This is a genomic window from Angustibacter sp. McL0619, from assembly GCF_049994355.1.
GTDB lineage: Bacteria > Actinomycetota > Actinomycetes > Actinomycetales > Angustibacteraceae > Angustibacter.
This window is the reverse complement of the sequence record NZ_CP188257.1, coordinates 3,321,866-3,347,945: the sequence shown is the minus strand read 5'-3', so window position 1 is coordinate 3,347,945 and position 26,080 is coordinate 3,321,866. Positions and strand designations below refer to the sequence as shown.

Here is a 26,080-nt window from a genome sequence, read left to right as displayed (position 1 = left end):
GGTCATCTTGACCACCGTGCTCGTGGCGGACGACGACCGCGACATCCGTGACCTCGTGGCGTTCAAGCTCGAGGCAGCGGGCTTCGACGTGCTCGTCGCGGGCGACGGTGACCAGGCCCTGAGCACTGCGCTCGAGTCGCGTCCGGATGTCGCCGTGCTGGACGTGATGATGCCCGGGATGAGCGGCATGCAGGTGCTGCAGCAGCTGCGGGCCCGCCCCGACCTGAGCACGATCAGGGTCATCCTGCTCACCGCGAAGGCGCAGGAGGCGGACGTCGAGTCCGGCTTCTCGATGGGCGCCGACGACTACGTCGTCAAACCCTTCAGCCCCCGCGAGCTGTTGAGCCGGGTGCAGGCGGTGCTCGCGCGCAGCACCTCGTGACCGCAGCGGCGGCGTTCGCTGCCGGTGGTCTGGCCATCGCGCTGCTGTGCGTGCTCCTGGCCATCGCGATCGTGCTGCGTCGCGGCCTGCGTCAGCGCTCGGTACGCCGCCGGATCGCGCTGGCCGACCCCTACCGTCCGCTGCTCGTGGCGGTGGTAGCCGACGAGGGCCGCGACGCCGCGCATGTCGAGCGGCTACTCGCCTTGGACGACGAGGTCTGGAAGGCGCTTGAGCCGGTGGTCGTGTCGATGGTCCGCAAGCTGCGCGGCGGCGCCCGCGCCGCCCTGGTCGAGCTCCTGCACCGACGCGGCACGATCGAGCGGCTGACCCGGCGGCTGCACAGCCCCGGCGCGGTCGGACGGGCCCGCGCGGCCGAGCTGCTCGGCCTGCTCGGCGCCCATGCACCCCGCGCGGAGCTCGAGCTCCTGCTCGAGCACGACCGCGACCCCGAGGTCCGCATCGTCGCCGCCCGTGCCCTGGGCGAGATCGGCGACCCGGCGTCCACGAAGATCCTGGTCCGTTCGGTGGCCGGGCCGCACCCGGTGCCGATGCGGATCGTCGCGCGCAGCCTGGCCCGGCTCGGGCCGGGCGCCGCGCCGGTGCTGGTCACCGCGATGGGCGCTCAGGTCCCGGCCGTCCGGGCGGTCTCCGCGGAGATCCTCGGGCTCGGTGGCGCGGTCACGGCGGTCAGCGTGCTGGCCAACCACGCGTTGCACGACCCGGACGACGACGTGCGGATCCGGTGCGCCCGCGCGCTCGGGCGGATCGGCGTCCCGACCGGCCTGGCGGTGCTGGAGCGCTGTGTTCGACCCACTGAACCCGTCGCGCTGCGCGCGGTGGCGGCACGCGCGATCGGCGAGGTCGGCGGCCGGCAGGCGGTCGATCTGCTCGAGCCGCTGCTGGTGGACGACGAGCACCGGGTAGCCAGCAACGCCGCCCGGGCCCTGGGCCGGCTCGGTGACCGTGCGGTCGAGCGGCTGCGGGTGGTCGCCGCCGGCGGCGGTCCCGGCGCGGTGTACGCGGCCGAGTCGCTGGCGATGAACGCGCTGGCGTCCGCAGGACCGGCGCGGGCCGGCCTGTCGGTCGTGCCGGCCCAGGTGCAGGCGATCGCCTCGGCGATGGTCTCGGACGTGGTCCGGTGAGCGGCCCGCTGGACGCGCTGCGACCCGGGATCGTGCAGCTGTTGTCGGTGATGGATGTCGCCGTGCTGATCTACTTCCTGGCCATCAACAGCTCGTACCTACTGCTGCTGGTGCTGGCCACGATGGAGTTCGCCCGCCAGCTGCGCCGAGTGCCGTTCGCCGGCTACGACGAGGCGCACGCCAGCCCGCTGACCATGCCGGTCTCGGTGATCGTGCCGGCCTGGAACGAGTCCGTCGGCATCGTGGAGTCGATCCGCGGCATGCTCTCTTTGCGCTACCCCGAGTTCGAGGTCGTCGTGGTCGACGACGGCAGCACCGACGACACCTTCGACCTGCTGGCCGCCGCGTTCGACCTGCGCAGGATTCCTCGCGAGGTGCCGTCCGACGTGCACACGGTGGGCGCGCTCATCGACGTCCACGTGTCCGCGTCTGCACCGCTGGTCGTCGTCCGCAAGGAGAACGGCGGCCGGTCGGACTCGCTGAACACCGGGGTCAACGTCGCGCGCTACCCCCTGGTCTGCTTCGTGGACGCCGACTCGCTGCTGGACACCGACGCGCTGCTGCTGGTGAGCAAGCCGTTCGCGGACGACCCGGCCCGGGTGGTGGCCACCGGGGGAGTCGTGCGCGCGGTGAACGACAGCACCGTCGCCGCCGGCCGGGTGGTCGACGTCCGGATGCCGAAGACCTGGCTGCCACGGATCCAGGCGGTGGAGTACCTGCGCGCGTTCCTGATGGGCCGCACCGGCTGGTCGCGGCTGGGTGCGCTGGCGATCATCTCCGGCGCGTTCGGCATGTTCCGCCGCGACGTCGTGGTGTCTGTGGGCGGTCTGGACGTGACCAACCTGGGCGAGGACTTCGACCTGGTCACCCGGATCCACCAGCGGATGCGCCGCGAGCGGACCGACTATCGGGTGGTGTTCGTCCCGGAGCCGGTGGTCTGGACCGAGGTGCCGCCGACCCGCAGCGTGCTCGGGCGCCAGCGTCGACGCTGGCACCGCGGTCTGGCCCAGACCCTGTGGCGGCACCGGGACATGATCGGCAACCCGCGCTACGGGCGCATCGGCCTGTTGACCCTGCCGTACTACGTCGTATTCGAGCTGCTGGCGCCCGTCGTCGAGGTGTTCGGCCTGCTGGCCATGGCCGCCGGCTTCGCGGTCGGCGCCATCAACCTGCACTTCGCGCTGCTCTTCACGGCGGTGGCGTTCGGCTACGCGTTCCTGCTCACCGTGGCCTCGGCCGCGCTCGAGGAGTTCTCTTTCCACCGCTACGGCCGCTGGCGGGACCTGGTCTGGACGGTCGCCGCGGCCCTCGCCGAGAACATCGGCTACCGGCAGCTGACCGCGATCTGGCGGCTGCAGGGCCTCTGGGACGAGATCCGCGGCAGCGGCTACGAGTGGGGGGTGATGACCCGGGTCGGCTTCACCCAGGCCGAACCGCGCCGTCCCGACGTCATGAGCCAGGATCTCCGCACCCCCGCTTCGCAGCGCTCCGAGCGGGTGGGCTCGTGACCAGCCGACAGGCCTCGAGCCGCGCCTGGAGCATCCGGCACCGGTTGCTCGGCGCGTTCGCGGTCGTCGGTCTGGTGGTGCTCGGCTCCGGCGTGGGTGGGCTGCTGCTCAGCCGGTCGTCGTCCGGGGTGCTTCGGGACGTGGCCAGTGCTGAGCTGCCACTGCAGCGGGCCAACAGCCAGCTGCGCGATGCGGTGGTTGCGACGGCCTCCGACCTGAGGGCCTACATCGTGACCGGCGACCAAGCGGCTCTGGTGTCGCTGCAGACCGACCGGGCCGGCTACCAGGACACGCTGAGCCACGCTCGCCGGCTCTGCATCACCTCACCCGGTTCGTGCGCGGGCATCGCCGAGCAGGACGTCGCAGTGCAGCAGTGGCTCACCCAGATCGCCGACCCGGTCGCCACCGGCGAGATCCCGCGCAGCAAGGCGGATGCCCGTTACCAGGCCTCGCGCTCGGCGTTGCACACGTTCTACGCGGCCAACGACGCGCTCGCCCAGCAGCTCGACCGGCAGATCGACGCCTCGCTGCGGCACGCGGACCGACGCTGGGGGCTGAGCCTGTGGGTGCTGGTGGCCACCACAGTGCTGGCCGGACTGGGGCTCGGCCTGCTGGCCTGGCTCACCGTGCGTCAGGTCGTGCCTTCGCTCACCCGGCTGCGCACGGCACTGGGGCGGTTGGCCGCCGGTGACCTGGACGCCCGCGTGCAGGAGCGCGGGCCGCAGGAGATGCGTGCCGTGGCGTCCAGCATCAACCGGCTCGCGGAGCAGAGCGCGAGGCTGCGCGACGCGGAGCATGTGCGCGCCCAGATCCACTCGTTGACCCAGGACCTCGACCGCCGGATGCGTGCCCACCTGCACCCGGGGGCGGTTTCGGACGAGGTGGTCAGCGGACTGGGTCCGATGGTTCGCGCCGACCGCGTGCACCTGCGCCTGGTCGAGGGCAACCGGATGGGCCGGGTCGTCGCCCAGTGGAACACCCCGGGCCTGCCGCTGCTGGCCACCGAGCCGCCGGGGCCGACCCACCCGCTGGAGTCGGCGGTCGCGGTCAGCGCGCGCGGGCACCGGGCCTTGGTCACGGACGACGTCCGGGTGCACGTCGAGGTCCGCGCCGAGTCGGCGCTTGGGGCCGGATATCCCGGTGTCGGCCCGATGATCGTCGCCCCGGTCGTGGTCGGCACCGAGCGGATCGGCGTCCTGGTCTGCGCGCGGGCCGACAGCGGTCCGCGCTTCGAGGCCGGGGACGGCGATCTGGTCGAGAGCGTCGCCGGCGACCTGGCCCGTGCCGTGCACCACGCCCGGCTCTTCGAGCAGCAGACCTCCGTGGTGGGCCAGCTGCGCGAGCTGGACCGGACGAAGTCGGACTTCCTGTCCACCATCAGCCACGAGCTGCGCACGCCGCTGACCAGCATCGCCGGTTACGTCGAGATGATGCGGGACGGCGACGCGGGCGACCTGCAGCCCATGCAGGACAACATGCTCGAGATCGTCGCGCGCAACACCCAGCGGCTGCGCGACCTGATCGAGGACGTGCTGATGATCTCCAAGGTCGAGTCCGGCGCCGTGCGCAGCGAGCGCATGCCGGTCGCCCTGAGCGGGCTGGTCGACCACGTGGCCGACTCGCTGCGTCCGCAGGCCGAGGCGGCCGGGGTGCGGATCGACACCTTCCCCGTGCCGGCTGACGCCATGCTGCTCGCCGACCCCGGCCAGATCGACCGGATGCTGCTGAACCTGGTCGGCAACGCGGTGAAGTTCACTCCTAGCCGTGGCCGGGTCACGGTCAGCGTGGAGCTTGCGGCGGACGACGTGATCGTGCGCGTGCAGGACACCGGGATAGGCATCCCGAAGGCCGAGGTGCAGGCGCTCTTCACCCGCTTCTACCGGGCCTCCAACGCGACCCAGCGCCAGATCCCGGGCACCGGGCTCGGCCTGGCCATCGTCGGCGGCATCGTGGCCGCGCACGGCGGGCGGGTGGACGTCGACTCCGTCGAGGGTCGCGGGACGACCTTCACCGTCACACTGCCCAAGTGGGACGCCGACGCCCCCTCCGGCGCGGCCGGCTACGTGCTGCGGGTCTGAGCGGACTCGCGAAACAAACGGGCTGGCGCGACCGGCGCCACTCGCGTAGACCTGACGAGCGTGGGTGGGGCGGCGTACGAACGAGTGGACCCGGCGGCGCGGCCGCTGGTCGGCCGGCGAGGTGAGACGCAGGTCCTGGAGCGGGCCCTTGCCGAGGCCCGGCGCGGCCGTCCGTCGGTGGTCCACCTGTCGGGGCTGCCCGGCCTGGGCAAGTCCAGGCTGATCGCCCAGACCTGCGCCACGGCAGCGGTCCAGGGAGCGACCGTGCTGCACAGCAGTGCGGCCGAACGAGACGCCGGACGGCTGTTCGGCGCCGTCGCCGACCCGTTCGAGCACTACCTGAGCGTCGTTCCCGAGTCGGCCGGCGGGTCGAGGGGCGGGGCCGGCCCCGAGCTCGGCCGGCTGGCCGCGATCGGCCTGGCCGACCCGGAGGGCGGAGCCGAGCCGGGTGCGCGTGAGGTGGGACGGCTGCTGCGTGAGGTGCTCACGGACCTCGCCGCCAGCCGTCCGGTGCTGCTCGCGGTGGACGACGTGCACTGGGCGGACGAGGGCTCGGTGGACGTGCTGGCCAGCCTGTCCAGGCGTCCGCCGCACGCCGCCGTCACCGTGTTGCTCGGGTACCGTCCGCAGCCCCGGGTCGCCGCGCTGCACGGGCTGCCGCCCGGGCGGGTGGAGGGCACGGCGTCCGCCACCCGGCAGCGCATCGAGCTGGGACCGCTGGACGACGACGACGTCGCGCTGCTGCTTCCGGACACGCCCGCGGCTCGACGTCGCTCGCTGCTGGAGTCCAGTGCCGGGAACCCCTTCTACCTGCTGGCGCTGCACCACGCCCAGCAGCAGCCGACGTCCACGGCGGACGACGGGTCGCGGCTGCCGGCGGCGGTGCACGCCGCTCTGCGGGCCGAGATCGACGCCTGCGACCCCTGCCAGCGCCAGGTCGTCGAGGCCGCGGCCGTGGTCGGCGACCCGTTCGCCGCCGAGCTGGTCGGAGCGGTCGCCGACGTCCCGGTGGGCGAGGTCCTGGCTGCGCTGGACGCGCTGCGTGACCGCGACCTGTGCCAGCCGACAGTGGACGGCCGGTGGTGCTTTCGGCACTCCCTGGTGCGCCGGGTCGCCTACGACGCGCAGTCCAGCAGCGCCCGGGTCGAGCACCACCGGCGGGCCGCGGTGCAGCTCGCGCGCACCGGTGCCACCCCGGCCCAACGAGCCCGGCACGTGCTGGTGGCCGCCCGCCCGGGGGACGTGGCGGCGGCCGAGCTGCTGCTGGACGCGGCGGACGGTGTGGCCGGACAGGCTCCGGGGCTCGCCGAGCAGTGGTACGCAGGGGCTTTGGCGGTGCTGCCGGACGGGGGATCGCGGGGCACGGCCGGCGTCCAGCTGGCCCGGGCCCAGGCGCTGACCTCGGTCGGACAGCTGAACCGCACCCGCGACCTCGTGCACGACCTGCTCGCCCTGCTGCCCGTCGGCGACTCGCGGCGAGCGGCGGCCAGCCGGATCGCGGCCCGGGTGGAGCACCTGATGGGCCGAAACTCCGAGTCGGCGGCGATGCTCACCCGTGAGCTGGCCGCCACCGGGCGTGGCAGTCCCAGGGTCCGCGCCGAGCTCGAGCTGGAGCTGGCCACGACGCGACTGCTGGGCGGCTCCTTCGCCGAGGCCCGGCTGGCCGCCCGGCGGGCGCGACGGCTCGGGACGACGTCCGATCACCTGCTCGCGGCCTACGCCGGCGGGGTCATCGCCCTCGGCGCAGCGGTCAGCGGAGACGTCCGGTCGGGGCTCGAGGAGTGCGCCAAGGCGGCCGCAGCGTTGGACGGGCTGAGCGACAGCGAGCTCGCCGCGTCGCTGGAGGCCGGCACCTGGCTGGGCTGGGCCGAGCTCTTCCTGGAGCGGCTCGCGGACTCGATCCGGCACCTGGAGCGGTGCCTGACCATCGCCCGGCGCGGCGCGCACCAGCACGTGCTGGCTCACCTGCTGATCGGCTACGGCAGCGCATTGAAGACGGTGGGCCGGCTCGGCGAGGCCGCCGAGGTGTTCGACGAGGCAGCCGAGGCGGCGGCACCGACGGCCAGCCCGGAGCTGGAGACCATGACCGTGACGATGCAGTGCCGGGCGGCGACCTGGCTCGGCGACCTGCGGCGGGCGCGGACCCTTGGCGCTCGGGCGGTGCGTGCCGCGCAAGGGCGGGAGAACTGGTTCGCCTCGGTGGCGGTCGCCACGCTGGCCCAGGCTCGGCTGGCGGCCGGGCATCCGCAGGGTTGCGTGCAGGCGATCTTCGACGCGGGCGGCGGCATCGAGCTGGAGTCGTTCGACCCGGCGTCGCGCTGCGACTGGTGGGAGGTGGCCACCCGAGCAGCCCTCCTCGAAGGGCAGCACGAGCTGGCGGCCGACCTGGCAGCACGATCGGCCCGCTGCGCCGCGTCCGTCGAGCTGTCCGCACCGGCTGCGAACGCGCGGCTGGCGTCGGCCGAGGTGCTGCTGGCCCGGGGCGACGGCGCGGCCGCGGCGACTGACGCCGAGCGTGCGGCGGAGCTGTTCGCCCGGGCCGGCTACGAGCTCGACCGGGCCAGGGCCCAGCTGGTCCAGGGCCGGGCGGCCGCACTGGCGGGTGAGCGCGGTGCTGCGCTCGCCGTCCTGCACGAGGCGCAGACCACGTTCGCGACCTGCGGTGCACGGCGTCTGCTGGCCGAGGCCAGGTTCGAGCTGCGCCGCCTGGGACTGCGACTGCCGACCGCCGCCGCCGAGCGCGCCGCCGCCGAGCGCGCCGAGGCCGGCGACCCGGCGGCCGGTCCGCTCGCGGTGCTGTCGCCACGCGAGCGCCAGGTGGCCGCGCTCGTGGCGCTCGGTCAGACCAACCGGCAGATCGCGGCCGAGCTGGTGGTCAGCGAGAAGACCGTGGAGAGCCACCTGGGGCACATCTTCACCAAGCTGGGGCTGTCCTCCCGCGCCGGGCTGGCGGCGCTGGCGCCGCCACCGGACTGACCCGGACCGGGCGCTCCCGCCCTCCGGGAGTGTGCGGGTTTTCCCCGATGCGGCCGTGCCAGGACGGCGGCGAGGATCGACGAGGCGGTCATCGCGGCCGTCTTGCCAACCGGGGGGGACACCGGCTCGGCCCGATCGCGGGCGACGGCCGGCTCCACCAAGAAGGAGATCACCCATGCGAAAGTCGCATGCACTCACTGCGGGCCTTACGGCGCTCGCTGCCATCGGGTTCGCGGCCGGCACGGCCTCGGCGAGCGGGTCGGGGGACCCGACCGCCCAGTCCGGCAAGCAGCAGGGCAAGACCCTGGGCTTCGCACTGCAGCGCTCGACCGGCGTGGTCGCGGCCAACTGCCTTCGCGGCGCGACCGCCCAGGTCACGATCAAGCAGCAGGGTCAGGTGGAGGTCATGGACATCACCGCCCACCACCTGCCGCCGAGCCAGGAGTTCGACCTCTTCGTCATCCAGGTCCCGGACGCACCGTTCGGTGACGCCTGGTACCAGGGCGACCTGGAGTCGGACGCCAACGGCGACGGGCACGGCCACTACGTCGGGCGGTTCAACCGCGAGACGTTCCTGGTGGCACCGGGCAGCACGGCGGCCCCCGTCGTGCACTCCGGTGGCACGTTCCCGGACGCGGCCAGCAACCCGGCGTCCGCGCCGGTGCACATGTTCCACCTGGGGCTGTGGTTCGGTTCGCCGGCCGCTGCTGCCGCCGCGGGCTGCCCGACCACGGTGACGCCGTTCAACGGCGACCACACCGCGGGGATCCAGGCGATGTCCACTCGCCAGTTCGGTCCGCTGGCCGGCCCGTTGGGTCGGCTCGTGCCCTGACCGGAATGCCGGACCTGGCGCGGGCGTTATGACTCCCGTGCCAGGTCTGGCACACTGGACCGTTGGTTCCGGCTCACGCCCCCGCGCATCCCGCCTCGGGCGACCCGGCGACCGTAAACGCCAAGGAGCATCGTGAAGAAGGACATCCACCCCGAGTACATCGAGACGCAGGTCACGTGCACCTGTGGCGCGGAGTTCACCACGCGCAGCACCCTGTCTTCCGGCAAGATGCACGCCGATGTCTGCAGCCAGTGCCACCCGTTCTACACGGGCAAGCAGAAGCTGATGGACACCGGCGGTCGCGTAGCCCGGTTCCAGGCCCGCTACGGCAAGAAGGACGACGCCAAGGCCGAGGCCAAGTAGCTCCACCACGGTGCCGGTACCCGCGAGGGTGCCGGCACCGTCGCTTTGCGCCCCGCCTCTGCGACCCCATCCCGGTCGTGGTCAGGCACGTTCGCCCAGCTGAGGAGCCCCAGGTGCAGGACGCCGTCGACGCGCTGGTCGCCGAGCACGCTGACCTCGAGCGCCAGCTCGCGGACCCGGCGGTGCACGCCGACCAGGCGCTGGCCCGCCGGCTGGCCCGCCGCTACGCCGAGCTGACCCCGCTGGTAGCCGCTCGCGCCGCCTGGGTGGGCGCGCGGGACGATGCCCAGGCCGCCCGCGAGCTGGCCGCCGACGACCCCGGCTTCGCCGAGGAGCTGCCGTCCCTGGTCGAGGCCGAGCAGGCCGCCGCCGACCACCTGCGCCGACTGCTCGTCCCGCGGGACCCGGACGACGACCGGGACGTGATCCTGGAGGTCAAGGCCGGTGAGGGCGGCGAGGAGTCCGCGCTGTTCGCCGGCGACCTGCTGCGGATGTACCTGCGCTACGCCGAGCGGTCCGGCTGGAGCACCCAGGTGCTCGAGGCCACCGAGTCCGACCTCGGCGGCTACAAGGACGTCTCGGTCGCGGTCAAGGCGCGTGGCACGCCCGAGCCGGGGCACGGCGTGTGGTCGCGGCTGAAGTACGAGGGTGGCGTGCACCGCGTGCAGCGGGTGCCGGTGACCGAGTCCCAGGGACGCATCCACACCTCGGCGGCCGGCGTGCTGGTGATGCCCGAGCCGGACGAGGAGGTCGAGCTCGAGATCGGCCCGAACGACATCCGGGTCGACGTGTTCCGCTCCAGCGGGCCGGGTGGGCAGAGCGTCAACACGACGGACTCCGCGGTGCGGATCACGCACCTGCCGACCGGCCTGGTGGTGTCCTGCCAGAACGAGAAGAGCCAGCTGCAGAACCGCGAGAGCGCGATGCGGATCCTGCGCGCCCGGCTGCACGCACTGGCCCAGGAGCAGGCGCAGGCCGAGGCCTCGGCGGCCCGGCGCAGCCAGGTCCGCACCGTCGACCGCTCGGAGCGGATCCGGACCTACAACTTCCCGGAGAACCGGATCAGCGACCATCGGACCGGCTTCAAGGCGTACAACCTCGACACCGTGCTGGACGGCGACCTGGACGCGGTGGTGCAGTCCGCCGTGGAGGCCGACGAGGCCGCCCAGCTCGCCGCGATGGCCGAGTGAGCGACCCGATGAGCGCGGCAGGATGAGCCTGACCGAGCAGTTGCGGGCGGCCACCGCCCGGCTGGCCGAGGCCGGGGTGCCCAGTGCACGTCATGACGCCGAGGTGCTGGCCGGCCACGTCCTGGGACGCCCGCGCCCGCAGGTCGCCGTCATGGCCCTTCGGGGGGACGACGTGGTGCTGCCAGTGGTGTTCGACGACCTCGTCGACGAGCGGGCCCGCCGGGTACCCCTGCAGCACCTGACCGGGACGGCGCCCTTCCGCGACGTCCAGCTGCGGGTCGGGCCTGGGGTGTTCGTGCCGCGGCCCGAGACCGAGCTGGTGGCGGGCGCCGCGATCGCGTTCGCCCGCGAGCTGCCGGCACCGGTGGTGGTCGACCTGTGCACCGGGTCCGGCGCCATCGCGGTGGCCGTGGCCCGTGAGGTGCCTGGCGCGCGGGTCCACGCGGTCGAGCTGTCCGAGCATGCCCTGGCCTGGGCTGCGCGCAATGTCGAGGACCTCGCGCCGGCCGTTGACCTGCGGCTCGGCGACGCGGCGCAGGCGTTCGGTGACCTGGACGGCGCCGTCGACGTCGTGGTGAGCAACCCGCCGTACATCCCGCCCGACTCCGAGCCGGTCGACCCGGAGGTCCGCGACCACGATCCCGCGGTGGCGCTGTACGGGCTCGGGCCGGACGGCCTGCAGGTTCCGCGGGCCGTCGTGGCCGCGGCCGCCCGGCTGCTGCGGCCGGGCGGACTGGTCGTCATGGAGCACGCCGACGTCCAGCAAGCTGCCCTCCTGCGGTCCCTGACGGCGTCCGGGCTGTGGTTGGACGAGGCCGGGCACACAGACCTGACCGGCACTCCTCGCTACGTGAGCGCCCGCCGCGCCTGACCAGAACGTGGCAACGGCGTGCGCCCTGGCGAACACCGTTGCCACGGTGCGCGGGACGTGGTGCCAGGATGGCGCCCGTGAACCGCATCGATGCCCGCACGGACACCGGGCGCACCACTGGGGCCAGGCTGGCCGCGGACGCCGTCCAGCGCGGCGAGGTCGTCGTCCTGCCCACCGACACCGTGTACGGCGTCGGCGCGGACGCGTTCGACCGCCGCGCCGTCGCCGCCGTGCTGGCGGCGAAGGGTCGCGGCCGCGACGTCCCGCCGCCCGTCCTGGTGCCGAACCCGCGAACCCTGGACGGCCTGGCCACCGACGTCAGCGACGCGACGCGCGAGCTGGTCGCCGCGTTCTGGCCCGGGCCGCTGACCCTGGTATGCCGGGCCGTGCCGTCGCTGGACTGGGACCTCGGCGAGACCAACGGCACCGTGGCCCTGCGGATGCCGCTGCACCGGGTGGCCCTGGCCGTGCTCGAGCTGACCGGCCCGATGGCCGTGACCAGCGCGAACCGCACCGGCGAGCCGGCGGCGACCACGGTCGACGAGGCGGTCGCCCAGCTGGGTGAGGCGGTCAGCGTGTACCTGGACGGCGGGACCAGCCCGTCCGGGGTCGCGTCCACCATCGTGGACGTCACCGGAGCGGTGCCCCGAGTTCTTCGCGCGGGACCGATCGCGCTGGAGAGGTTGCGCGCGGTGGCCGGGCAGGTCGAGTCGGACTAGCGGCGGTCGGCCCAATAGAGTGGGCCTCGGCCCGTCCCCGAGCAGACCGCGGAGCACCCGTCATGAGCGAGACCTACTGGGGCCCGGATTTCGATGCCCTGAGCGCCCAGGACCCCGAGATCGCGGCCGTCGTGGTCGACGAGCTCGAGCGGCTCCGATCCGGCCTGCAGCTGATCGCCAGCGAGAACTTCACCTCTCCTGCGGTCCTCGCCGCGCTCGGCTCGACGCTGAGCAACAAGTACGCCGAGGGCTACCCGGGCCGGCGCTACTACGGTGGCTGCGTCGAGGTCGACAAGGCCGAGGAGCTGGGCATCGCCCGCGCCAAGGAGCTGTTCGGCGCCGAGCACGCGAACCTGCAGCCGCACTCCGGCGCGAGCGCCAACATCGCCGCCTACGGCGCGTTCTGCCAGCCGGGCGACACCGTGCTGGCGATGAGCCTGCCGCACGGCGGCCACCTGACCCACGGCACCAAGGTCTCGTTCAGTGGCAAGTGGTTCAACGCGGTGCACTACGGCGTGGACGCCAAGACCGAGGACATCGACTACGACCAGGCGCGCGACCTGGCCCGCGAGCACAAGCCGAAGATGATCATCTGCGGCGGCTCGGCCATCCCGCGGCTGATCGACTTCAAGGCCTTCCGCGAGATCGCCGACGAGGTCGGCGCGATCCTGATGGTCGACGCCGCGCACTTCATCGGCCTGGTGGCCGGCAAGGCGATCCCGAGCCCGGTGCCGTACGCGGACGTCGTCACGTTCACCACGCACAAGGTGCTGCGCGGTCCGCGTGGTGGGGCCCTGGTCTGCAAGTCCGAGCACGCGGCCAAGCTCGACAAGGCCGTGTTCCCGATGATGCAGGGCGGTCCACTGATGCACGCGGTGGCGGCCAAGGCGGTCAACCTCAAGGAGTGCATGACGCCGGAGTACCAGGCGTACGCGCGGCAGGTCATCGCCAACGCCCAGGCGCTGACCAAGGGCCTGAGCGAGCACGGCATGCGGCCGGTGACCGGCGGAACGGACACGCACCTGGCGCTGCTCGACCTCGCCGAGACCGGGGTGAGCGGCAAGGACGCCGAGGCGCGCTGCGACGCGGCCGGCATCGTGCTGAACAAGAACGCGATCCCGAACGACCCGCAGCCGCCGAGCATCGCCTCCGGCATCCGGGTGGGCAGCCCCTCGGTGACCACCCAGGGCATGGGCGAGGAGCAGATGTCGCAGATCGCCGCGCTGATCGGGCGTTCGGTGCGGGAGACGGACGGCGACCCCGACCACGCGGTTGCCCGTGAGGTTCGCGCCGAGGTGCGTGAGTTGGTCGAGGCCTTCCCGGCCTATCCGCGGAGCTGACCCGGTGACCCGTCGGGCGGCCGGGGGACGCTGAGTGCGCGAGTACCTGTTCGTCCTCCTGGTTGCCGCCACCGTCACCTACGTGACGACCCCGGTGGTGCGGACGCTCGCTGTGCGGCGCGGCTGGGTGACCGCCGTACGCGACCGGGACGTGCACGCCGTGCCGATGCCGCGGCTGGGTGGTCTGGCGATCTTCGCCGGATTCGTGGTGGCCCTGCTGGTGGCCAGCCACCTACCGTTCCTGCGCACGGTGACCCAGGACAACAGCGACCTGCACGCGGTGCTGATCGGGGCGCTGCTGGTCGTGGTGCTCGGGGTGGCCGACGACATCTGGGGCCTGGAGGCGTGGACGAAGTTCGCCGGCCAGTTGCTGGCCGCGGGCGTGATGGCGTTCCAGGGCGTGCAGATGCTGTCCTTGCCGGTGTTCGGTGTGACCTACCTGCCGACCACGGTGCTGGTCGTGATCACGGTGCTCGTGGTGGTGACCACGATGAACGCGGTGAACTTCGTGGACGGCCTGGACGGCCTGGCCGCCGGCATCACGTGCATCGCCGCCATCGGCTTCTTCGCTTACGCGTACTCGATCTCGAAGGACTACTCGGCGAACGTCTTCTCGGTGGCCTCGCTGATCGCTGCCGTGCTGATCGGCTGCTGCCTGGGGTTCCTGCCGTTCAACTTCAACCCGGCGAAGATCTTCATGGGAGACACCGGCGCGATGCTGCTCGGCCTGCTGCTGTCCGCCGCCACGATCTCGCTGACCGGCAACATCGACCCGGCCGCGCTCAGCGCGGGGGACCTGCCGCCGGAGCTGCTCTACCTGTTCCCGCTGCTGATGCCGATCGCGGTGCTGGTGGTCCCGTTGCTGGACCTCGTGCTGGCGATCATCCGGCGCACCCGAGCCGGTCGGCTGCCATGGCAGCCCGACGCCCAGCACCTGCACCACCAGATGCTCGCCCTGGGGCACACGCACGCCGGCGCCGTGCTGTCGCTGTACCTGTGGGCGGCCACCGTGGCGTTCGGGATGGCCGCGCTGGCCCTTCTCCCGCTGATCTGGGCGCTGGCCGTGATCGCCGGGTTGCTGCTGCTCGCGGTGGCGATGACCGCGGCCGGACCGATCCACCGCAGGGTCTCGGCGAGCCGCCCCGCCGGGGTGTGAACAACATGTGAAGACGCTTGTGATAGCATTCACAAGCAGTTGAAGCACCGCCCGAAGACCACCCCTCGAGCCGCCGAAAGGCAGGCGCCCGTGATGGCCAAGGACGAACGTCCGCTCGCCACGAGCCTCGTATCCGAGGATGCTCGTGCCGTGGACGAGGGCGCCCCCACCCCAGCTGTCTCCGAGCAGGAGGCCGCACAGACCCGCGCCCAGTTCGCTGCGATGCTGCGCACCGCGCTGATGCCCACCCTGGTGACCGGCGTCGGGGCCGTCGTCCTCGGTGGACTGCTCGGCGGCAGCAAGGCCGCCTGGTCCGCCGCCCTGGGCGCCGCGCTGGTAGTGGTGTTCTTCTCGCTCAGCCTGCTGGTGATGCGCCAGACGGCGCACCTGCAGCCGATCGCGGTGATGTCCGTGGTCCTGGCGACCTACACCGGCAAGATCCTCGCCCTCGGCATCGCCATGGTCCTGCTGCGCGACGCGAGCTGGCTGTCCGGTCAGGCGCTCGCCCTGTCGATCATCGCCTGCACGCTCGTCTGGCTGGCGTTCGAGATGCGCGCGTTCACCAAGCTCCGGATCCTCGTCGCACCGGGCGCCGACCGGCCTTCGAGCGACGTCTCGGACGAGGGCGCCCCCCGATGACCCGTTGCTACCGTGGAGCCCCTGATGCCCACCCCACCCAAGCCCGCACCGCAGTCCCAGCCGGATCCGTCAGACGAGATCCCCGGACTGGAGGCGCACCAGGCGTGGCGGGCGTTCGCCTACCTGCTCACCGGTCCGCTGGTGTACGGCGGGCTGGGCTGGCTACTGGACAACTGGTTCGGTACGGAGTTCCTGCTGCCGGTCGGGATCGTGGGCGGGATGGGGCTATCGCTCTACCTGATCTGGTTCCGGTACGGTACGCACTGACCCCGAACGCATTGCGTCGAGGCGCTGTTGTGCGCCCGTGCATCGGATTCGACTGCGGTCCCTGTTCTTTGACGACGTCCCCAGCTGTTGAGGAGAAGCCGTGAGCATCGTGGCGCTGGCCACCGAAGGCTCGACCTACGAGCCGCCCGGGGTCCAGGACTTCTGGCAGCCGCTGATCGGCGACGGTCCGTTCGCCATCACGCGGGCGATGGTCGTGATCATGCTGTCGGTGGCCCTGATCTCATGGCTGCTGCTGGCCGGCACGAAGAAGATGTCCGTGGTCCCGAACCGCAAGCAGGCCAGCACCGAGGTGGCCTACAGCCTGGTGCGGGACGGCGTCGGCCGGGACATCATCGGCAGCAAGGAGTTCCTGAAGTACGTGCCGCTGCTGTTCACGCTGTTCTGCCTGATCATCGTGAACAACGTGTTCAGCATCATCCCGGTGATCCAGTTCCCGACGATGAGCCGCATCGGCTTCGCGGCCGCGCTGGCCCTGTTCGTGTTCGTGATCTACCACGTGGTCGGGTTCCGCAAGCACGGCTTCTTCGGCTACTGGAAGTCGCTGGTGCCCTCCGGGCTCCCGCTGGCCCTCATCCCGTACATCTTCATCCTCGAGCTGCTGACCGACGTGTTCACCCGGCCGGTCACGCTCGCCCTGCGACTGTTCGGCAACATGTTCGCCGGGCACCTGCTGCTCGTGCTGTTCATCGGCGGCGGCGAGTACATGCTCCAGCACGGCGCCTTCGGCGTGAAGCTCGCCGGTGTCGGCTCACTGGGCATGGGCTTCGTGATGACGTTGTTCGAGCTCCTCGTCCAGGTGCTGCAGGCGTACATCTTCACCCTGCTGACCGCCATCTACATCGCCGGCGCCCTCGCCGACGAGCACTGACCTACAGCCACAACCACAGAGGAAGTCACCTTCGAGCACTCCCGCTCGCAGGCAACCAGAGAGAGAGTGAATTGACATGACCGGCGACATCGCGATCCTCGGCTACGGCCTGTCCGCCATCGGCCCCGGTATCGGTGTCGGTCTGGTGTTCGCGGCCTACATCAACGGCGTCGCGCGTCAGCCCGAGGCCCGCGGCATGCTCCAGCCGATCGCCTTCCTCGGCTTCGCGCTCGCAGAGGCGCTGGCCATCTTCGGTCTCGCGCTCGCGTTCGTCTTCAAGGGCTGACCCGACCTCCGACTCCCTGAGGAGACACCGTGCACACCGCACACATCGTCGCCATCGACTGGGAGACGGCGCCCCCGATCATCCCTCACCCCGGTGAGCTGATCTTCGGCATCGTCGCCTTCGCCATCCTCTACTGGGTCGTGGCCAAGAAGGTCGTGCCCCGTCTCGAGGTCATGTACGCCGCGCGCGCCGCCGCGATCGAGGGTCAGATCGAGGAGGCGGACAAGGCCAACGCCGAGGCCGCCGAGCTGCTCGAGCAGTACAAGGCACAGCTCGCCGAGTCGCGCGCCGAGGCCAGCCGCATCCGCGAGGAGGCGCGCGCCGAGGGCGCGCAGATCCTCGCCGAGCTCAAGGCGCAGGCGCAGTCCGAGTCCGAGCGGATCACCGCTTCCGCGCAGGCGCAGATCACCGCCGAGCGTCAGCAGGCTGTCATCTCGCTGCGGGCCGAGGTCGGCGCCCTCGCCACCGAGCTCGCCTCGCGCGTGGTCGGTGAGTCCCTCGAGGACGAGGCGCGCCAGCGTCGCACCGTCGAGCGCTTCCTGGCCGAGCTCGAGGCCGGTGACATCGAGTCGGTGTCGCTCGTGTCGCGAGCCGACGCGGCGATCGAGCAGGAGTCCTGATGCAGGGCGTCAGCCGTGAGTCGCTCGCGACGGCCGAGGAGCAGCTCGATGCTCTCCTGGGCACGGCGGGCACGGACGGCACGGCGATCGGCCAGGCGCTGTTCGCCGTCGTCGACGTGCTGGACGCGAACGTGTCGCTGCGCCGGGCCCTGACGGACCCGTCCAGCGAGCCCGACGCCAAGTCGGGCCTGATCACCCGGCTGCTCGAGGGCAAGGTGTCGGCGGACGTCGTCACCCTGCTGGCCGACATGGCCCGCTCGCGCTGGTCGCGGGCGCGCGACCTCGGTGACGCGATCGAGAAGCTCGGCTCGTCGGCCGTCATCGCCGGCGCCGAGGCCCAGGACCGCGCCGACCGGGTCGAGGACGAGCTGTTCCGGTTCGAGCGGATCGTGGACGCCGACCCCGAGCTCGCCCGGGCGCTCGCCGACCGCGCAGCACCGGTGGACAGCAAGTCGGCGCTGATCGACGAGCTAATCAGCGCCAAGGCGGCCCCCGAGGCAGTCGTGCTGATCCGTCGCGCGGTGCTGACCGGTCGTGGCCAGAACCTCGACCGCGCGCTGAACGCCAACGTCCAGCTCGCCGCGACCCGCCGCGACAAGCTCGTGGCTCACATCCGGGTGGCGCTGCCGCTCGAGGGCGACCAGCGTGCGCGGCTCGCAGCGGCGCTGACCACCCTGTACGGCAAGCGCGTGCACCTCAACGTCGACGTGGACCCCAAGGTCCTCGGTGGCATCCGGGTCGAGATCGGCGACGAGGTGCTCGACGGCACGGTGTCGCGCCGGCTCGACGACGTCCGCCGCCAGCTGGCCCGCTGAACCGCACCACCTCCAGATCTCCCGAACCCCGCACCACGACAGAGAACAGAAGGCAGGAACCACGATGACGGAGCTCACGATCCGCCCGGAGGAGATCCGGGCCGCCCTGGACACCTTCGTGCAGTCCTACGAGCCCGGAACGGCCGCTCGCGAAGAGGTCGGCCGCGTCAGCGAGGCCGGCGACGGCATCGCGCGTGTCGAGGGCCTGCCCTCGTGCATGGCCAACGAGCTGCTGCGCTTCGAGGACGGCACGCTGGGCCTCGCGCTGAACCTCGACGTGCGCGAGATCGGCGTGGTCGTGCTCGGTGAGTTCTCCGGCATCGAGGAGGGCCAGGAGGTGCAGCGCACCGGCGAGATCCTCTCGGTCCCGGTGGGCGACAACTTCCTCGGCCGGGTCGTCGACCCGCTGGGCACGCCGATCGACGGGCTGGGCGACATCGAGTCGACCGAGACCCGCGCGCTGGAGCTGCAGGCCGCCTCGGTGGTCGATCGCAAGTCGGTGCACGAGCCGCTGCAGACCGGGATCAAGGCCATCGACTCGATGACCCCGATCGGCCGCGGCCAGCGTCAGCTGATCATCGGTGACCGGCAGACCGGCAAGACCGCCGTGGCGATCGACACGATCATCAACCAGAAGGAGTTCTGGGAGAGCGGCGACCCGAGCAAGCAGGTTCGCTGCATCTACGTCGCCATCGGCCAGAAGGGCTCGACGATCGCCTCCGTGCGCGGTGCGCTCGAGGAGGCCGGCGCGATGGAGTACACCACCATCGTGGCGGCTCCGGCGTCCGATCCGGCCGGCTTCAAGTACCTCGCGCCGTACACCGGCTCGGCCATCGGCCAGCACTGGATGTACGAGGGCAAGCACGTCCTGATCATCTTCGACGACCTTTCCAAGCAGGCCGAGGCCTACCGCGCCGTGTCGCTGCTGCTGCGCCGCCCGCCGGGCCGCGAGGCCTACCCCGGCGACGTCTTCTACCTGCACTCGCGCCTGCTCGAGCGCTGCGCCAAGCTCTCCGACGAGCTCGGTGCCGGCTCGATGACCGGCCTGCCGATCATCGAGACCAAGGCCAACGACGTCTCGGCGTACATCCCGACCAATGTCATCTCGATCACCGACGGCCAGATCTTCCTCGAGTCGGACCTCTTCAACGCCAACCAGCGCCCCGCGGTCAACGTCGGTGTGTCGGTCTCCCGCGTCGGTGGCGCGGCCCAGACCAAGGCGATGAAGTCGGTCTCCGGTCGTCTGAAGATCGACCTGGCGCAGTTCCGCGCCCTGGAGGCGTTCGCGCTGTTCGCCTCCGACCTGGACGCCGCCTCGCGCCAGCAGCTGTCCCGTGGCCAGCGGCTGATGGAGCTGCTCAAGCAGGGTCAGTACTCGCCGTACCCGGTGGAGGAGCAGGTCGTCTCGGTCTGGCTCGGCACGACCGGCCAGCTGGACGACGTCGCGGTCGACGACGTCCGCAAGTTCGAGCGCGAGCTGCTCGACCACCTGCGTCGCTCGAGCGACGTCCTCACCACGATCCGCGAGACCGGCAAGTTCGAGGACGACACCGCGAACAAGCTCAAGTCCGAGACGGACGCGTTCAAGAAGGCCTTCCAGACCGATGACCGCAAGCCGGTCGAGGCCGGTCACGAAGAGGCCGAGGCGATGGAGGGCGACGACGTCGCCCACGAGAAGATCGTCCGTCAGAAGCGCGGCTGAGGCATGGGTGCACAGCAGCGGGTCTACCGCCAACGGATCAACTCCACCTCGTCACTGAAGAAGATCTTCAGCGCGATGGAGCTCATCGCCACGTCCCGGATCGCCAAGGCGCGCGCTGCGGTCGAGGCGTCGTCCCCCTACGCCCGGGCGATCACCCGAGCGGTCTCGGCGGTGGCGACGTACTCGAACACCGAGCACCCGCTGATCACCGAGAAGGACGACGTCCGCAAGGCCGCGGTGCTCGTCATCACGAGCGACCGCGGCATGGCGGGGGCCTACTCCGCGAACGTCCTCAAGGCCGGCGAGCGGCTCACCGAGCATCTTCGCGCGCGCGGCGTCGAGACGGTGCCGTATGTCGTCGGACGCAAGGGCGTGGCCTACTTCCGGTTCCGCCGTCGCGAGACGGCTCAGGAGTGGACCGGCTTCAGCGAGGCGCCCCAGCACTCGGACGCCAAGGAGGTCGGCGACGTCCTGGTCGACGCCTTCCTGAAGGGCTCGGCCGAGGGCGGCGTGGACGAGATCCACATCGTCTACACGCACTTCGTCAACATGGTCACCCAGACGCCGGAGGTCATCCGCCTCCTGCCGCTGGAGGTCGTCGAGGGTGAGGCGGCGCCGTCCGAGGACGACGTCCTGCCGCTGTACGAGTTCGAACCGAACGCGGAGGCCGTGTTCGACGCGCTGCTGCCCAGCTACATCAGCAGCCGCATCTACAACTGCATGCTGCAGGCCGCCGCGAGTGAGCAGGCTGCCCGTCAGCGCGCCATGAAGTCGGCGTCGGACAACGCCTCCGACCTCATCCGCCTGTACACCCGGTTGGCCAACCAGGCCCGCCAGGCCGAGATCACCCAGGAGATCAGCGAGATCGTCGGCGGCGCCGACGCACTGGCCTCCGCCGGAGTCGAGAACTGAGAGTGAGAGACATGACTGCCACTGCCACCGACAAGGCCGCGGACGCCGGCACTGCGGGTGTCGGCCGCATCAGCCGGGTGATCGGCCCCGTCGTCGACATCGAGTTCCCGCCGGACGCGATGCCGGAGATGTACAACGCCCTCGAGATCGACTACGAGCTGACGGGTGAGTCCCGCACGCTCGTGCTCGAGGTCGCCCAGCACATCGGCGACAACATGATCCGGGCCATCGCCATGAAGCCGACCGACGGACTCGTCCGTGGCGCGGCCGTGCGCGACACCGGTGCCGGCATCTCCGTGCCGGTCGGCGACGTCACCAAGGGCCACGTGTTCAACGTGACCGGCGACTGCGTCAACCTCAAGGAGGGCGAGACGCTCGAGATCACCGAGCGCTGGCCGATCCACCGCAAGGCACCGGCGTTCGACCAGCTCGAGCCGAAGACCGAGATGTTCCAGACCGGCATCAAGGTCATCGACCTGCTCACGCCGTACGTCCTCGGCGGCAAGATCGGCCTCTTCGGTGGTGCGGGAGTCGGCAAGACGGTCCTCATCCAGGAGATGATCGCCCGGGTGGCGCGCGACCACGACGGCGTTTCGGTGTTCGCCGGCGTCGGGGAGCGCACTCGTGAGGGAAACGACCTGATCGAGGAGATGACCGAGTCCGACGTCATCGGCCAGACCGCGCTGGTCTTCGGCCAGATGGACGAGCCGCCGGGCACCCGGCTGCGCGTCGCGCTCTCGGCCCTGACCATGGCGGAGTACTTCCGCGACGTGCAGAACCAGGACGTGCTGCTGTTCATCGACAACATCTTCCGGTTCACCCAGGCCGGGTCCGAGGTCTCCACCCTGCTCGGCCGCATGCCGTCCGCCGTGGGGTACCAGCCGACCCTGGCCGACGAGATGGGCGTGCTGCAGGAGCGGATCACCTCGACCCGTGGTCACTCGATCACCTCGATGCAGGCGATCTACGTGCCCGCGGACGACTACACCGACCCGGCACCGGCGACCACGTTCGCCCACCTGGACGCGACCACCGAGCTCTCCCGCGACATCGCCTCGCTGGGTATCTACCCCGCGGTCGACCCGCTGACCTCGACCTCGCGCATCCTGGACCCGCGTTACATCTCGCAGGAGCACTACGACACCGCGGTGCGGGTCAAGCAGATCCTGCAGCGCAACAAGGAGCTCCAGGACATCATCGCGATCCTCGGTATCGACGAGCTGTCGGAGGAGGACAAGACGCTGGTGAACCGTGCCCGCCGTATCCAGCGCTTCCTGTCGCAGAACACTTACGTCGCAAAGCAGTTCACCGGCATCGAGGGCTCCACGGTCCCGCTGGACGAGACCGTCGAGGCCTTCACGAAGATCGCAGAAGGCGAGTACGACCACATCTCCGAGCAGGCCTTCTTCATGTGCGGTGGGCTGGACGACGTCGAGCGGAACTGGGCGGACATCCAGAAGAACCTCTGATCTGACGCACCGGCCGAGGGCCGGTGACCTCTGGGCGGCTCTCGCAAGCTCGTTTGACGCCGCCCGGCGGTCACCGGCCCTCGTCCCGTTTGCTACCCACTCACCCTGGTCGGCCGTCCGATCGTTGATCACGTTAGGTGGGTCAACGCACGCCTAACCATGCGTAGACGCCTCGAGAAGTGGATGTCTGCCTGCTTAACGTGGTCAACTGCGGCCCATGGCTGAGGATGCGCAGGCTTTCTATGACCGGGTGATGGCGGCGGGGGACTCAGAGGAGCTGGCCGCGATGTCTCGGATGACCTCGTGGGGCACGTTCCCGTTCGAGGGCGAGGGACTGCGGGTCGCCCGCCTGCAGCCGCCCGAGCTGCCCGAGGCGCCGCGCACCGGGGAGGGCGGACGTCCGTGCGACGTCTGCGAGCGCGTCGCCTCCCGGGCCAGCGACGACCGCGAGGTCTGGAGCAACGAGCGCTGGCGGCTGGTCGCGTTCGAGCCGAGCGGGGCACCGCTGGTGATGATGCTGGTGCCCATCGCGCACCACGACCTGCCTGACCTGCCGGACGACCTGGCCGCCGAGATGGGCGTGCTGATGCAGCACATCTGCCGGGCAGTCGAGGCTGTGCCCCGGATCGCGCGCTGCCACGTGATGCGGATAGGGGACGGCGGCGCGCACCTGCACGTCTTCTTCTTCGCCCGTCCCGAGGGCTTCAGACAGCTGCGCGGGTCGTTCCTCGTGGTGTGGGACGACCTGCTGCCGCCCTACCCGCAGGCCGAGGTCACCGCGGACGCCTCTGCGGTCGCTCGCGCGCTGGCCGGCTCCTACGGCGGCACCGCCCGCTGACCGATGCGGTATCGCGTCAACCCCGTGACCTGTCCAGCCCTCGGCACCCGGTATCGTTGCGTCATCCCTGGACGGAAGGACCCCCGTGGCGCTCACCGTGGAGCTGGTTGCCGCAGACCGCAAGGTCTGGAGCGGCGAGGCGACGAACGTCGTCGCTCGGACGACCGACGGCGAGATCGGCATCCTGCCCGGTCACGCGCCGCTGCTCGGAGTGCTGGTGGAGGGCGAGGTCCGCATCACCGGCGACGGGCAGCAGCTCACCGCCGAGGTGAACCACGGCTTCCTGTCGGTGGACCACGACCGGGTGACCATCATCGCGGACAGCGCCCGCGTCGGCGCCGACTCCGGAAACTGATACGGCGCAGCGGTGGACGGCCTGATCATTCCGCTCGAGGTCGTCGGACTGCTGCTGGTACTGGTTGTCGCCGCGCTGGTCGGGGTGGTCGTGCGCAGGCGGTGGCTGAGTCGCAAGGTCGGCACCTTCGACTGCTCACTGCGGACCTCCAGCAGCAGCCAGGGCAAGGGCTGGCACCTCGGGGTCGCTCGCTACGAGGCCGACCGGATCGAGTGGTATCGCGTGTTCAGCGTGTCGATGCGGCCAGGGCAGGTGCTGCGCCGCGGGGACCTCATGGTGGTCCAGCCGCCGCGCAACCCGAGTGGGCCTGAGGCCTTCTCGGTGATGAGCGGGTTCGTGATCGTGCGATGTCGACGCGGCGGCGGCTTCGTCGAGCTCGCCATGAGCCAGCAGTCGTACACCGGCTTCGCCTCCTGGCTCGAGGCTGCGCCCCCCGGCCAGAACGTCTCCGTCGCCTAGCTTTCGCGCTGGTCGCGCCCGCCGCCCGGCACCCACAGCACGTCGCCGCCGCGGCCGTGGTTGGCCGCGCGGCCCAGGACGAACAGCAGGTCCGACAACCGGTTCAGGTACCTGGCCGTGAGCGGGTTCACCCCGCCGTCCTCACCCGTGCCGTAGGTCGCGATGGCCGCCCAGGCGGACCGCTCGGCCCGTCGCGCCACGGTTCGCGCCACGTGCAGGTGCGCGCTGCCCACGGTCCCGCCGGCCAGCACGAACGAGCGCAGCGTCGCCAGCGGCTCGCCGAACGTGTCGCACGCCTGCTCGAGCTCGTCGACCCACGCGTCCTGCACGCGCAGCGGCGGGTGCTCGTACGAGGAAGCCAGCGGGTTGCACAGGTCCGCCCCGACGTCGAACAGGTCGTTCTGCACGCGCTGCAGCAGGGTTGCCATCTCGTCGGGCAGGTCCCCGCACGCGATGGCCACGCCGATCGCGGCGCCGGCCTCGTCGCAGTCGGCGTACGCCTGCAGCCGCGGGTCCGTCTTGGCGGTCCGGCTGAAGTCGCCGAGCGCCGTCGTCCCGTCGTCGCCGGTGCGGGTGTAGATGCGAGAGAGCACGACCATGACCCGCACACTAGCCTTTGCGCCGTGGAGAGGTTCCGGGTGTCCGGCGGGGGACCGCTGACAGGCGAGGTCACGGTGGCCGGCGCGAAGAACAGCGCGCTCAAGCTGATGGCCGCGGCGTTGCTGGCAGTCGGGCGCACGACGCTGACCCGGGTGCCGAACATCGTGGACGTCGCGGTGATGGCCGAGCTGCTGCGCCGACTGGGTTGCACCGTCGAGCACGACAGCTCGCTGGGCACCGTCACGATCGACGTCCCGCAGGAGCTCGGCCACCGCGCCGACTACGAGCTCGTCCGGGCGATGCGGGCGTCGATCAGCGTGCTCGGGCCGCTGACCGTGCGCTGCGGCGTGGCGGACGTCGCGATCCCCGGTGGCGACGCGATCGGGTCGCGTGGCCTGGACCTGCACGCGGATGGCCTGACCCGGCTCGGCGCGAACGTGCACGTCGACCACGGCTACCTGGTCGCCGAGGCTCCAGGCGGTCTGGTGGGTGCGCCGATCTCGCTGGAGTTCCCGTCGGTCGGCGCGACCGAGAACGTGCTGATGGCGGCCGTCCTGGCCCGCGGCAGCACGATGATCGAGAACGCGGCGCGCGAGCCGGAGATCGGCGACCTGGCCGCGATGCTGGTCACGATGGGCGCCCAGATCGAGGGGATCGGCAGCTCGACGCTGGTCGTCACCGGGGTCGACGAGCTGCACCCCGTCGAGCACGAGGTGGTCGGTGACCGGATCGCCGCCGGCACCTGGGTGTTCGCCGCCGCGCTGACCCGGGGAGACGTGATGGTCCGCGGCTTCCAGCCGCGCCACCTGGGCTTCGTGCTGGACAAGCTGGTGGACGCCGGGGTGGTCATCGACCGCGAGGACGACGGGGTCCGGGTCACCTGCCCGCGCCGGCCGCGGGCGTTCGACGTGATGACGTTGCCCTTCCCGGGATTCCCGACCGACCTGCAGCCGTTCGCCCTGGTCTTCGACGCGGTCGCCGAGGGCTCGGCCATGGTCACCGAGAACCTGTTCGAGGCACGGTTCCACACGGCGTCCGAGCTGGCCCGGCTCGGCGCCGACGTCCGGGTGGACGGCCACCACGCGCTGCTGCGCGGCCGGGAGCGGCTCTCGGCCGCCCCGGTGGTGGGCAGCGACATCAGGGCGGTCGCGGCGCTGGTGCTGGCCGGCCTGGTCGCGGACGGCGTGACGACCGTGGAGGGGACCGGGCACGTGGACCGCGGCTACCCGGACTTCGACGTCGACCTGCGTGCCCTCGGCGCTGACGTCGTCCGCGAGACGGTCAGCGACCAGCTGTTCACGACCACCGGCTGAGCGGGTCAGCGCGGCCCGCGCAGCAGGGCCCTGGCGACCCGGGCCTCGTCCGCGAACACCATCACCCGCGGACCCTGCGTGGTCGGCGCGAGCGTGGCCCGCACGCCCTGGGCCAGCAGCCGCTGCCGGATCAGCTCGGCCTCGGCGAAGGAGTCCGGCTCGGCGACCGCCACGAGCAGGCCGTACTCGTCCGGCGCACCCTGGCGCGGCGTCGAGGCCACCAGCGAGTGGCCTCGGCGGAACGTCCAGCGCAGCAGCAGCACCAGCAGCCCGATGACGGCGAACGCGACCAGCGGGCCGTAGACGAAGGAGAAGCTGCCCCACGAGGCCACGCTCCAGTGTCGGCCCGGGCAGCTCGG

27 protein-coding genes are annotated in these 26,080 nt (G+C 71.5%); 25 read left to right on the top strand and 2 right to left on the bottom strand.

Annotated elements, in window-relative coordinates; all coding sequences use genetic code 11:
* Nucleotides 1–7: 7 nt before the first annotated feature.
* The 24 genes from ACPPVT_RS15535 (at nt 8) to ACPPVT_RS15420 (ending at nt 23,808) form a co-directional block, all read left to right on the top strand.
* Complete coding sequence (locus ACPPVT_RS15535; RefSeq protein ID WP_426561784.1) at nt 8–382, top strand: response regulator transcription factor; 375 nt, start codon at nt 8–10, stop codon at nt 380–382.
* Nucleotides 379–1,524, top strand: a complete 1,146-nt coding sequence (locus ACPPVT_RS15530) for a HEAT repeat domain-containing protein (RefSeq protein WP_426561782.1) — start codon at nt 379–381, stop codon at nt 1,522–1,524. The genes ACPPVT_RS15535 and ACPPVT_RS15530 overlap by 4 nt, the downstream gene beginning before the upstream one ends.
* On the top strand, nt 1,521–3,032 hold the full coding sequence (locus ACPPVT_RS15525; protein WP_426561780.1) for a glycosyltransferase family 2 protein: 1,512 nt from the start codon (nt 1,521–1,523) through the stop codon (nt 3,030–3,032). The genes ACPPVT_RS15530 and ACPPVT_RS15525 overlap by 4 nt, the downstream gene beginning before the upstream one ends.
* A complete protein-coding gene (locus ACPPVT_RS15520) occupies nt 3,029–5,110 on the top strand; it encodes an ATP-binding protein (protein WP_426561778.1) in 2,082 nt (693 codons plus the stop codon). The genes ACPPVT_RS15525 and ACPPVT_RS15520 overlap by 4 nt, the downstream gene beginning before the upstream one ends.
* A 60-nt stretch (nt 5,111–5,170) precedes the next feature.
* The gene (locus ACPPVT_RS15515) at nt 5,171–8,086 is read left to right on the top strand and encodes a helix-turn-helix transcriptional regulator (protein WP_426561776.1); all 2,916 of its coding nucleotides are present in this window, start codon (nt 5,171–5,173) and stop codon (nt 8,084–8,086) included.
* 175 nt (nt 8,087–8,261) lie between these two features.
* Nucleotides 8,262–8,918 (top strand): hypothetical protein, encoded by a 657-nt coding sequence (locus tag ACPPVT_RS15510; protein WP_426561774.1) that lies wholly within the window; start codon nt 8,262–8,264, stop codon nt 8,916–8,918.
* A 132-nt stretch (nt 8,919–9,050) separates the two neighbouring features.
* On the top strand, nt 9,051–9,281 hold the full coding sequence (gene rpmE / locus ACPPVT_RS15505; protein WP_426561772.1) for a 50S ribosomal protein L31: 231 nt from the start codon (nt 9,051–9,053) through the stop codon (nt 9,279–9,281).
* A gap of 113 nt (nt 9,282–9,394) precedes the next feature.
* On the top strand, nt 9,395–10,471 hold the full coding sequence (prfA, locus tag ACPPVT_RS15500; RefSeq protein ID WP_426561771.1) for a peptide chain release factor 1: 1,077 nt from the start codon (nt 9,395–9,397) through the stop codon (nt 10,469–10,471).
* Nucleotides 10,472–10,493: 22 nt separating this feature from the next.
* Nucleotides 10,494–11,342 carry a peptide chain release factor N(5)-glutamine methyltransferase gene (gene prmC / locus ACPPVT_RS15495; protein WP_426561769.1) on the top strand — a complete coding sequence of 283 codons (849 nt, stop codon included), beginning with the start codon at nt 10,494–10,496 and terminating at the stop codon, nt 11,340–11,342.
* Between the two features lie 77 nt (nt 11,343–11,419).
* Nucleotides 11,420–12,061 (top strand): L-threonylcarbamoyladenylate synthase, encoded by a 642-nt coding sequence (locus ACPPVT_RS15490; protein ID WP_426561767.1) that lies wholly within the window; start codon nt 11,420–11,422, stop codon nt 12,059–12,061.
* Between the two features lie 62 nt (nt 12,062–12,123).
* On the top strand, nt 12,124–13,401 hold the full coding sequence (gene glyA / locus ACPPVT_RS15485) for a serine hydroxymethyltransferase (RefSeq protein ID WP_426561765.1): 1,278 nt from the start codon (nt 12,124–12,126) through the stop codon (nt 13,399–13,401).
* A gap of 34 nt (nt 13,402–13,435) precedes the next feature.
* Nucleotides 13,436–14,557, top strand: a complete 1,122-nt coding sequence (locus ACPPVT_RS15480; RefSeq protein ID WP_426561763.1) for an MraY family glycosyltransferase — start codon at nt 13,436–13,438, stop codon at nt 14,555–14,557.
* A 150-nt stretch (nt 14,558–14,707) separates the two neighbouring features.
* Nucleotides 14,708–15,196 carry a hypothetical protein gene (locus ACPPVT_RS15475; protein WP_426561761.1) on the top strand — a complete coding sequence of 163 codons (489 nt, stop codon included), beginning with the start codon at nt 14,708–14,710 and terminating at the stop codon, nt 15,194–15,196.
* Nucleotides 15,197–15,220: 24 nt separating this feature from the next.
* Nucleotides 15,221–15,463: an AtpZ/AtpI family protein gene (locus ACPPVT_RS15470; RefSeq protein WP_426561759.1), complete on the top strand. Its 243-nt coding sequence runs from the start codon at nt 15,221–15,223 to the stop codon at nt 15,461–15,463.
* 100 nt (nt 15,464–15,563) lie between these two features.
* Nucleotides 15,564–16,352, top strand: a complete 789-nt coding sequence (gene atpB / locus ACPPVT_RS15465) for a F0F1 ATP synthase subunit A (RefSeq protein WP_426561757.1) — start codon at nt 15,564–15,566, stop codon at nt 16,350–16,352.
* 76 nt (nt 16,353–16,428) lie between these two features.
* Nucleotides 16,429–16,638, top strand: coding sequence for an ATP synthase F0 subunit C (gene atpE / locus ACPPVT_RS15460; RefSeq protein ID WP_056672920.1), 210 nt, complete (start codon nt 16,429–16,431; stop codon nt 16,636–16,638).
* 29 nt (nt 16,639–16,667) lie between these two features.
* Nucleotides 16,668–17,258 carry a F0F1 ATP synthase subunit B gene (locus ACPPVT_RS15455; RefSeq protein ID WP_426561755.1) on the top strand — a complete coding sequence of 197 codons (591 nt, stop codon included), beginning with the start codon at nt 16,668–16,670 and terminating at the stop codon, nt 17,256–17,258.
* Entirely contained in the window at nt 17,258–18,073 is an 816-nt protein-coding gene (locus tag ACPPVT_RS15450; protein ID WP_426561753.1) for a F0F1 ATP synthase subunit delta, read from the top strand. The genes ACPPVT_RS15455 and ACPPVT_RS15450 overlap by 1 nt, the downstream gene beginning before the upstream one ends.
* 64 nt (nt 18,074–18,137) lie before the next feature.
* A complete protein-coding gene (gene atpA, locus ACPPVT_RS15445) occupies nt 18,138–19,775 on the top strand; it encodes a F0F1 ATP synthase subunit alpha (protein WP_426561751.1) in 1,638 nt (545 codons plus the stop codon).
* Nucleotides 19,776–19,778: 3 nt separating this feature from the next.
* Entirely contained in the window at nt 19,779–20,687 is a 909-nt protein-coding gene (locus ACPPVT_RS15440; RefSeq protein ID WP_426561749.1) for a F0F1 ATP synthase subunit gamma, read from the top strand.
* Nucleotides 20,688–20,698: 11 nt separating this feature from the next.
* Complete coding sequence (atpD, locus tag ACPPVT_RS15435; RefSeq protein WP_426561747.1) at nt 20,699–22,156, top strand: F0F1 ATP synthase subunit beta; 1,458 nt, start codon at nt 20,699–20,701, stop codon at nt 22,154–22,156.
* Between the two features lie 217 nt (nt 22,157–22,373).
* Nucleotides 22,374–22,994: a hypothetical protein gene (locus ACPPVT_RS15430; RefSeq protein ID WP_426561745.1), complete on the top strand. Its 621-nt coding sequence runs from the start codon at nt 22,374–22,376 to the stop codon at nt 22,992–22,994.
* 85 nt (nt 22,995–23,079) lie between these two features.
* Nucleotides 23,080–23,349 (top strand): F0F1 ATP synthase subunit epsilon, encoded by a 270-nt coding sequence (locus ACPPVT_RS15425; RefSeq protein WP_426561743.1) that lies wholly within the window; start codon nt 23,080–23,082, stop codon nt 23,347–23,349.
* 21 nt (nt 23,350–23,370) lie between these two features.
* Nucleotides 23,371–23,808, top strand: a complete 438-nt coding sequence (locus tag ACPPVT_RS15420; protein WP_426567174.1) for a DUF2550 domain-containing protein — start codon at nt 23,371–23,373, stop codon at nt 23,806–23,808.
* Here ACPPVT_RS15420 and ACPPVT_RS15415 read toward each other — a convergent pair.
* On the bottom strand, nt 23,805–24,407 hold the full coding sequence (locus tag ACPPVT_RS15415; protein ID WP_426561741.1) for a cob(I)yrinic acid a,c-diamide adenosyltransferase: 603 nt from the start codon (nt 24,405–24,407) through the stop codon (nt 23,805–23,807). The genes ACPPVT_RS15420 and ACPPVT_RS15415 overlap by 4 nt on opposite strands.
* A 24-nt stretch (nt 24,408–24,431) precedes the next feature.
* On the opposite strand from ACPPVT_RS15415, the gene murA reads away from it, so the two are divergent.
* Nucleotides 24,432–25,721: a UDP-N-acetylglucosamine 1-carboxyvinyltransferase gene (gene murA, locus ACPPVT_RS15410; protein WP_426561739.1), complete on the top strand. Its 1,290-nt coding sequence runs from the start codon at nt 24,432–24,434 to the stop codon at nt 25,719–25,721.
* Nucleotides 25,722–25,726: 5 nt separating this feature from the next.
* Here murA and ACPPVT_RS15405 read toward each other — a convergent pair whose 3' ends face one another.
* Nucleotides 25,727–26,053, bottom strand: coding sequence for a hypothetical protein (locus tag ACPPVT_RS15405; protein WP_426561737.1), 327 nt, complete (start codon nt 26,051–26,053; stop codon nt 25,727–25,729).
* Between the last annotated feature and the right edge of the window lie 27 nt (nt 26,054–26,080).

Excerpts from the sequence above, each read along its gene's own strand:
- atpD (WP_426561747.1), top strand. The coding sequence starts at position 20,699 with ATGACTGCCACTGCCACCGACAAGGCCGCGGACGCCGGCACTGCGGGT.
- atpA (WP_426561751.1), top strand. The coding sequence starts at position 18,138 with ATGACGGAGCTCACGATCCGCCCGGAGGAGATCCGGGCCGCCCTGGAC.
- ACPPVT_RS15470 (WP_426561759.1), top strand. The coding sequence starts at position 15,221 with ATGCCCACCCCACCCAAGCCCGCACCGCAGTCCCAGCCGGATCCGTCA.
- atpE (WP_056672920.1), top strand. The coding sequence starts at position 16,429 with ATGACCGGCGACATCGCGATCCTCGGCTACGGCCTGTCCGCCATCGGC.
- ACPPVT_RS15415 (WP_426561741.1), bottom strand. The coding sequence starts at position 24,407 with ATGGTCGTGCTCTCTCGCATCTACACCCGCACCGGCGACGACGGGACG.
- ACPPVT_RS15510 (WP_426561774.1), top strand. The coding sequence starts at position 8,262 with ATGCGAAAGTCGCATGCACTCACTGCGGGCCTTACGGCGCTCGCTGCC.
- prmC (WP_426561769.1), top strand. The coding sequence starts at position 10,494 with ATGAGCCTGACCGAGCAGTTGCGGGCGGCCACCGCCCGGCTGGCCGAG.
- ACPPVT_RS15430 (WP_426561745.1), top strand. The coding sequence starts at position 22,374 with ATGGCTGAGGATGCGCAGGCTTTCTATGACCGGGTGATGGCGGCGGGG.
- ACPPVT_RS15440 (WP_426561749.1), top strand. The coding sequence starts at position 19,779 with ATGGGTGCACAGCAGCGGGTCTACCGCCAACGGATCAACTCCACCTCG.
- ACPPVT_RS15450 (WP_426561753.1), top strand. The coding sequence starts at position 17,258 with ATGCAGGGCGTCAGCCGTGAGTCGCTCGCGACGGCCGAGGAGCAGCTC.
- glyA (WP_426561765.1), top strand. The coding sequence starts at position 12,124 with ATGAGCGAGACCTACTGGGGCCCGGATTTCGATGCCCTGAGCGCCCAG.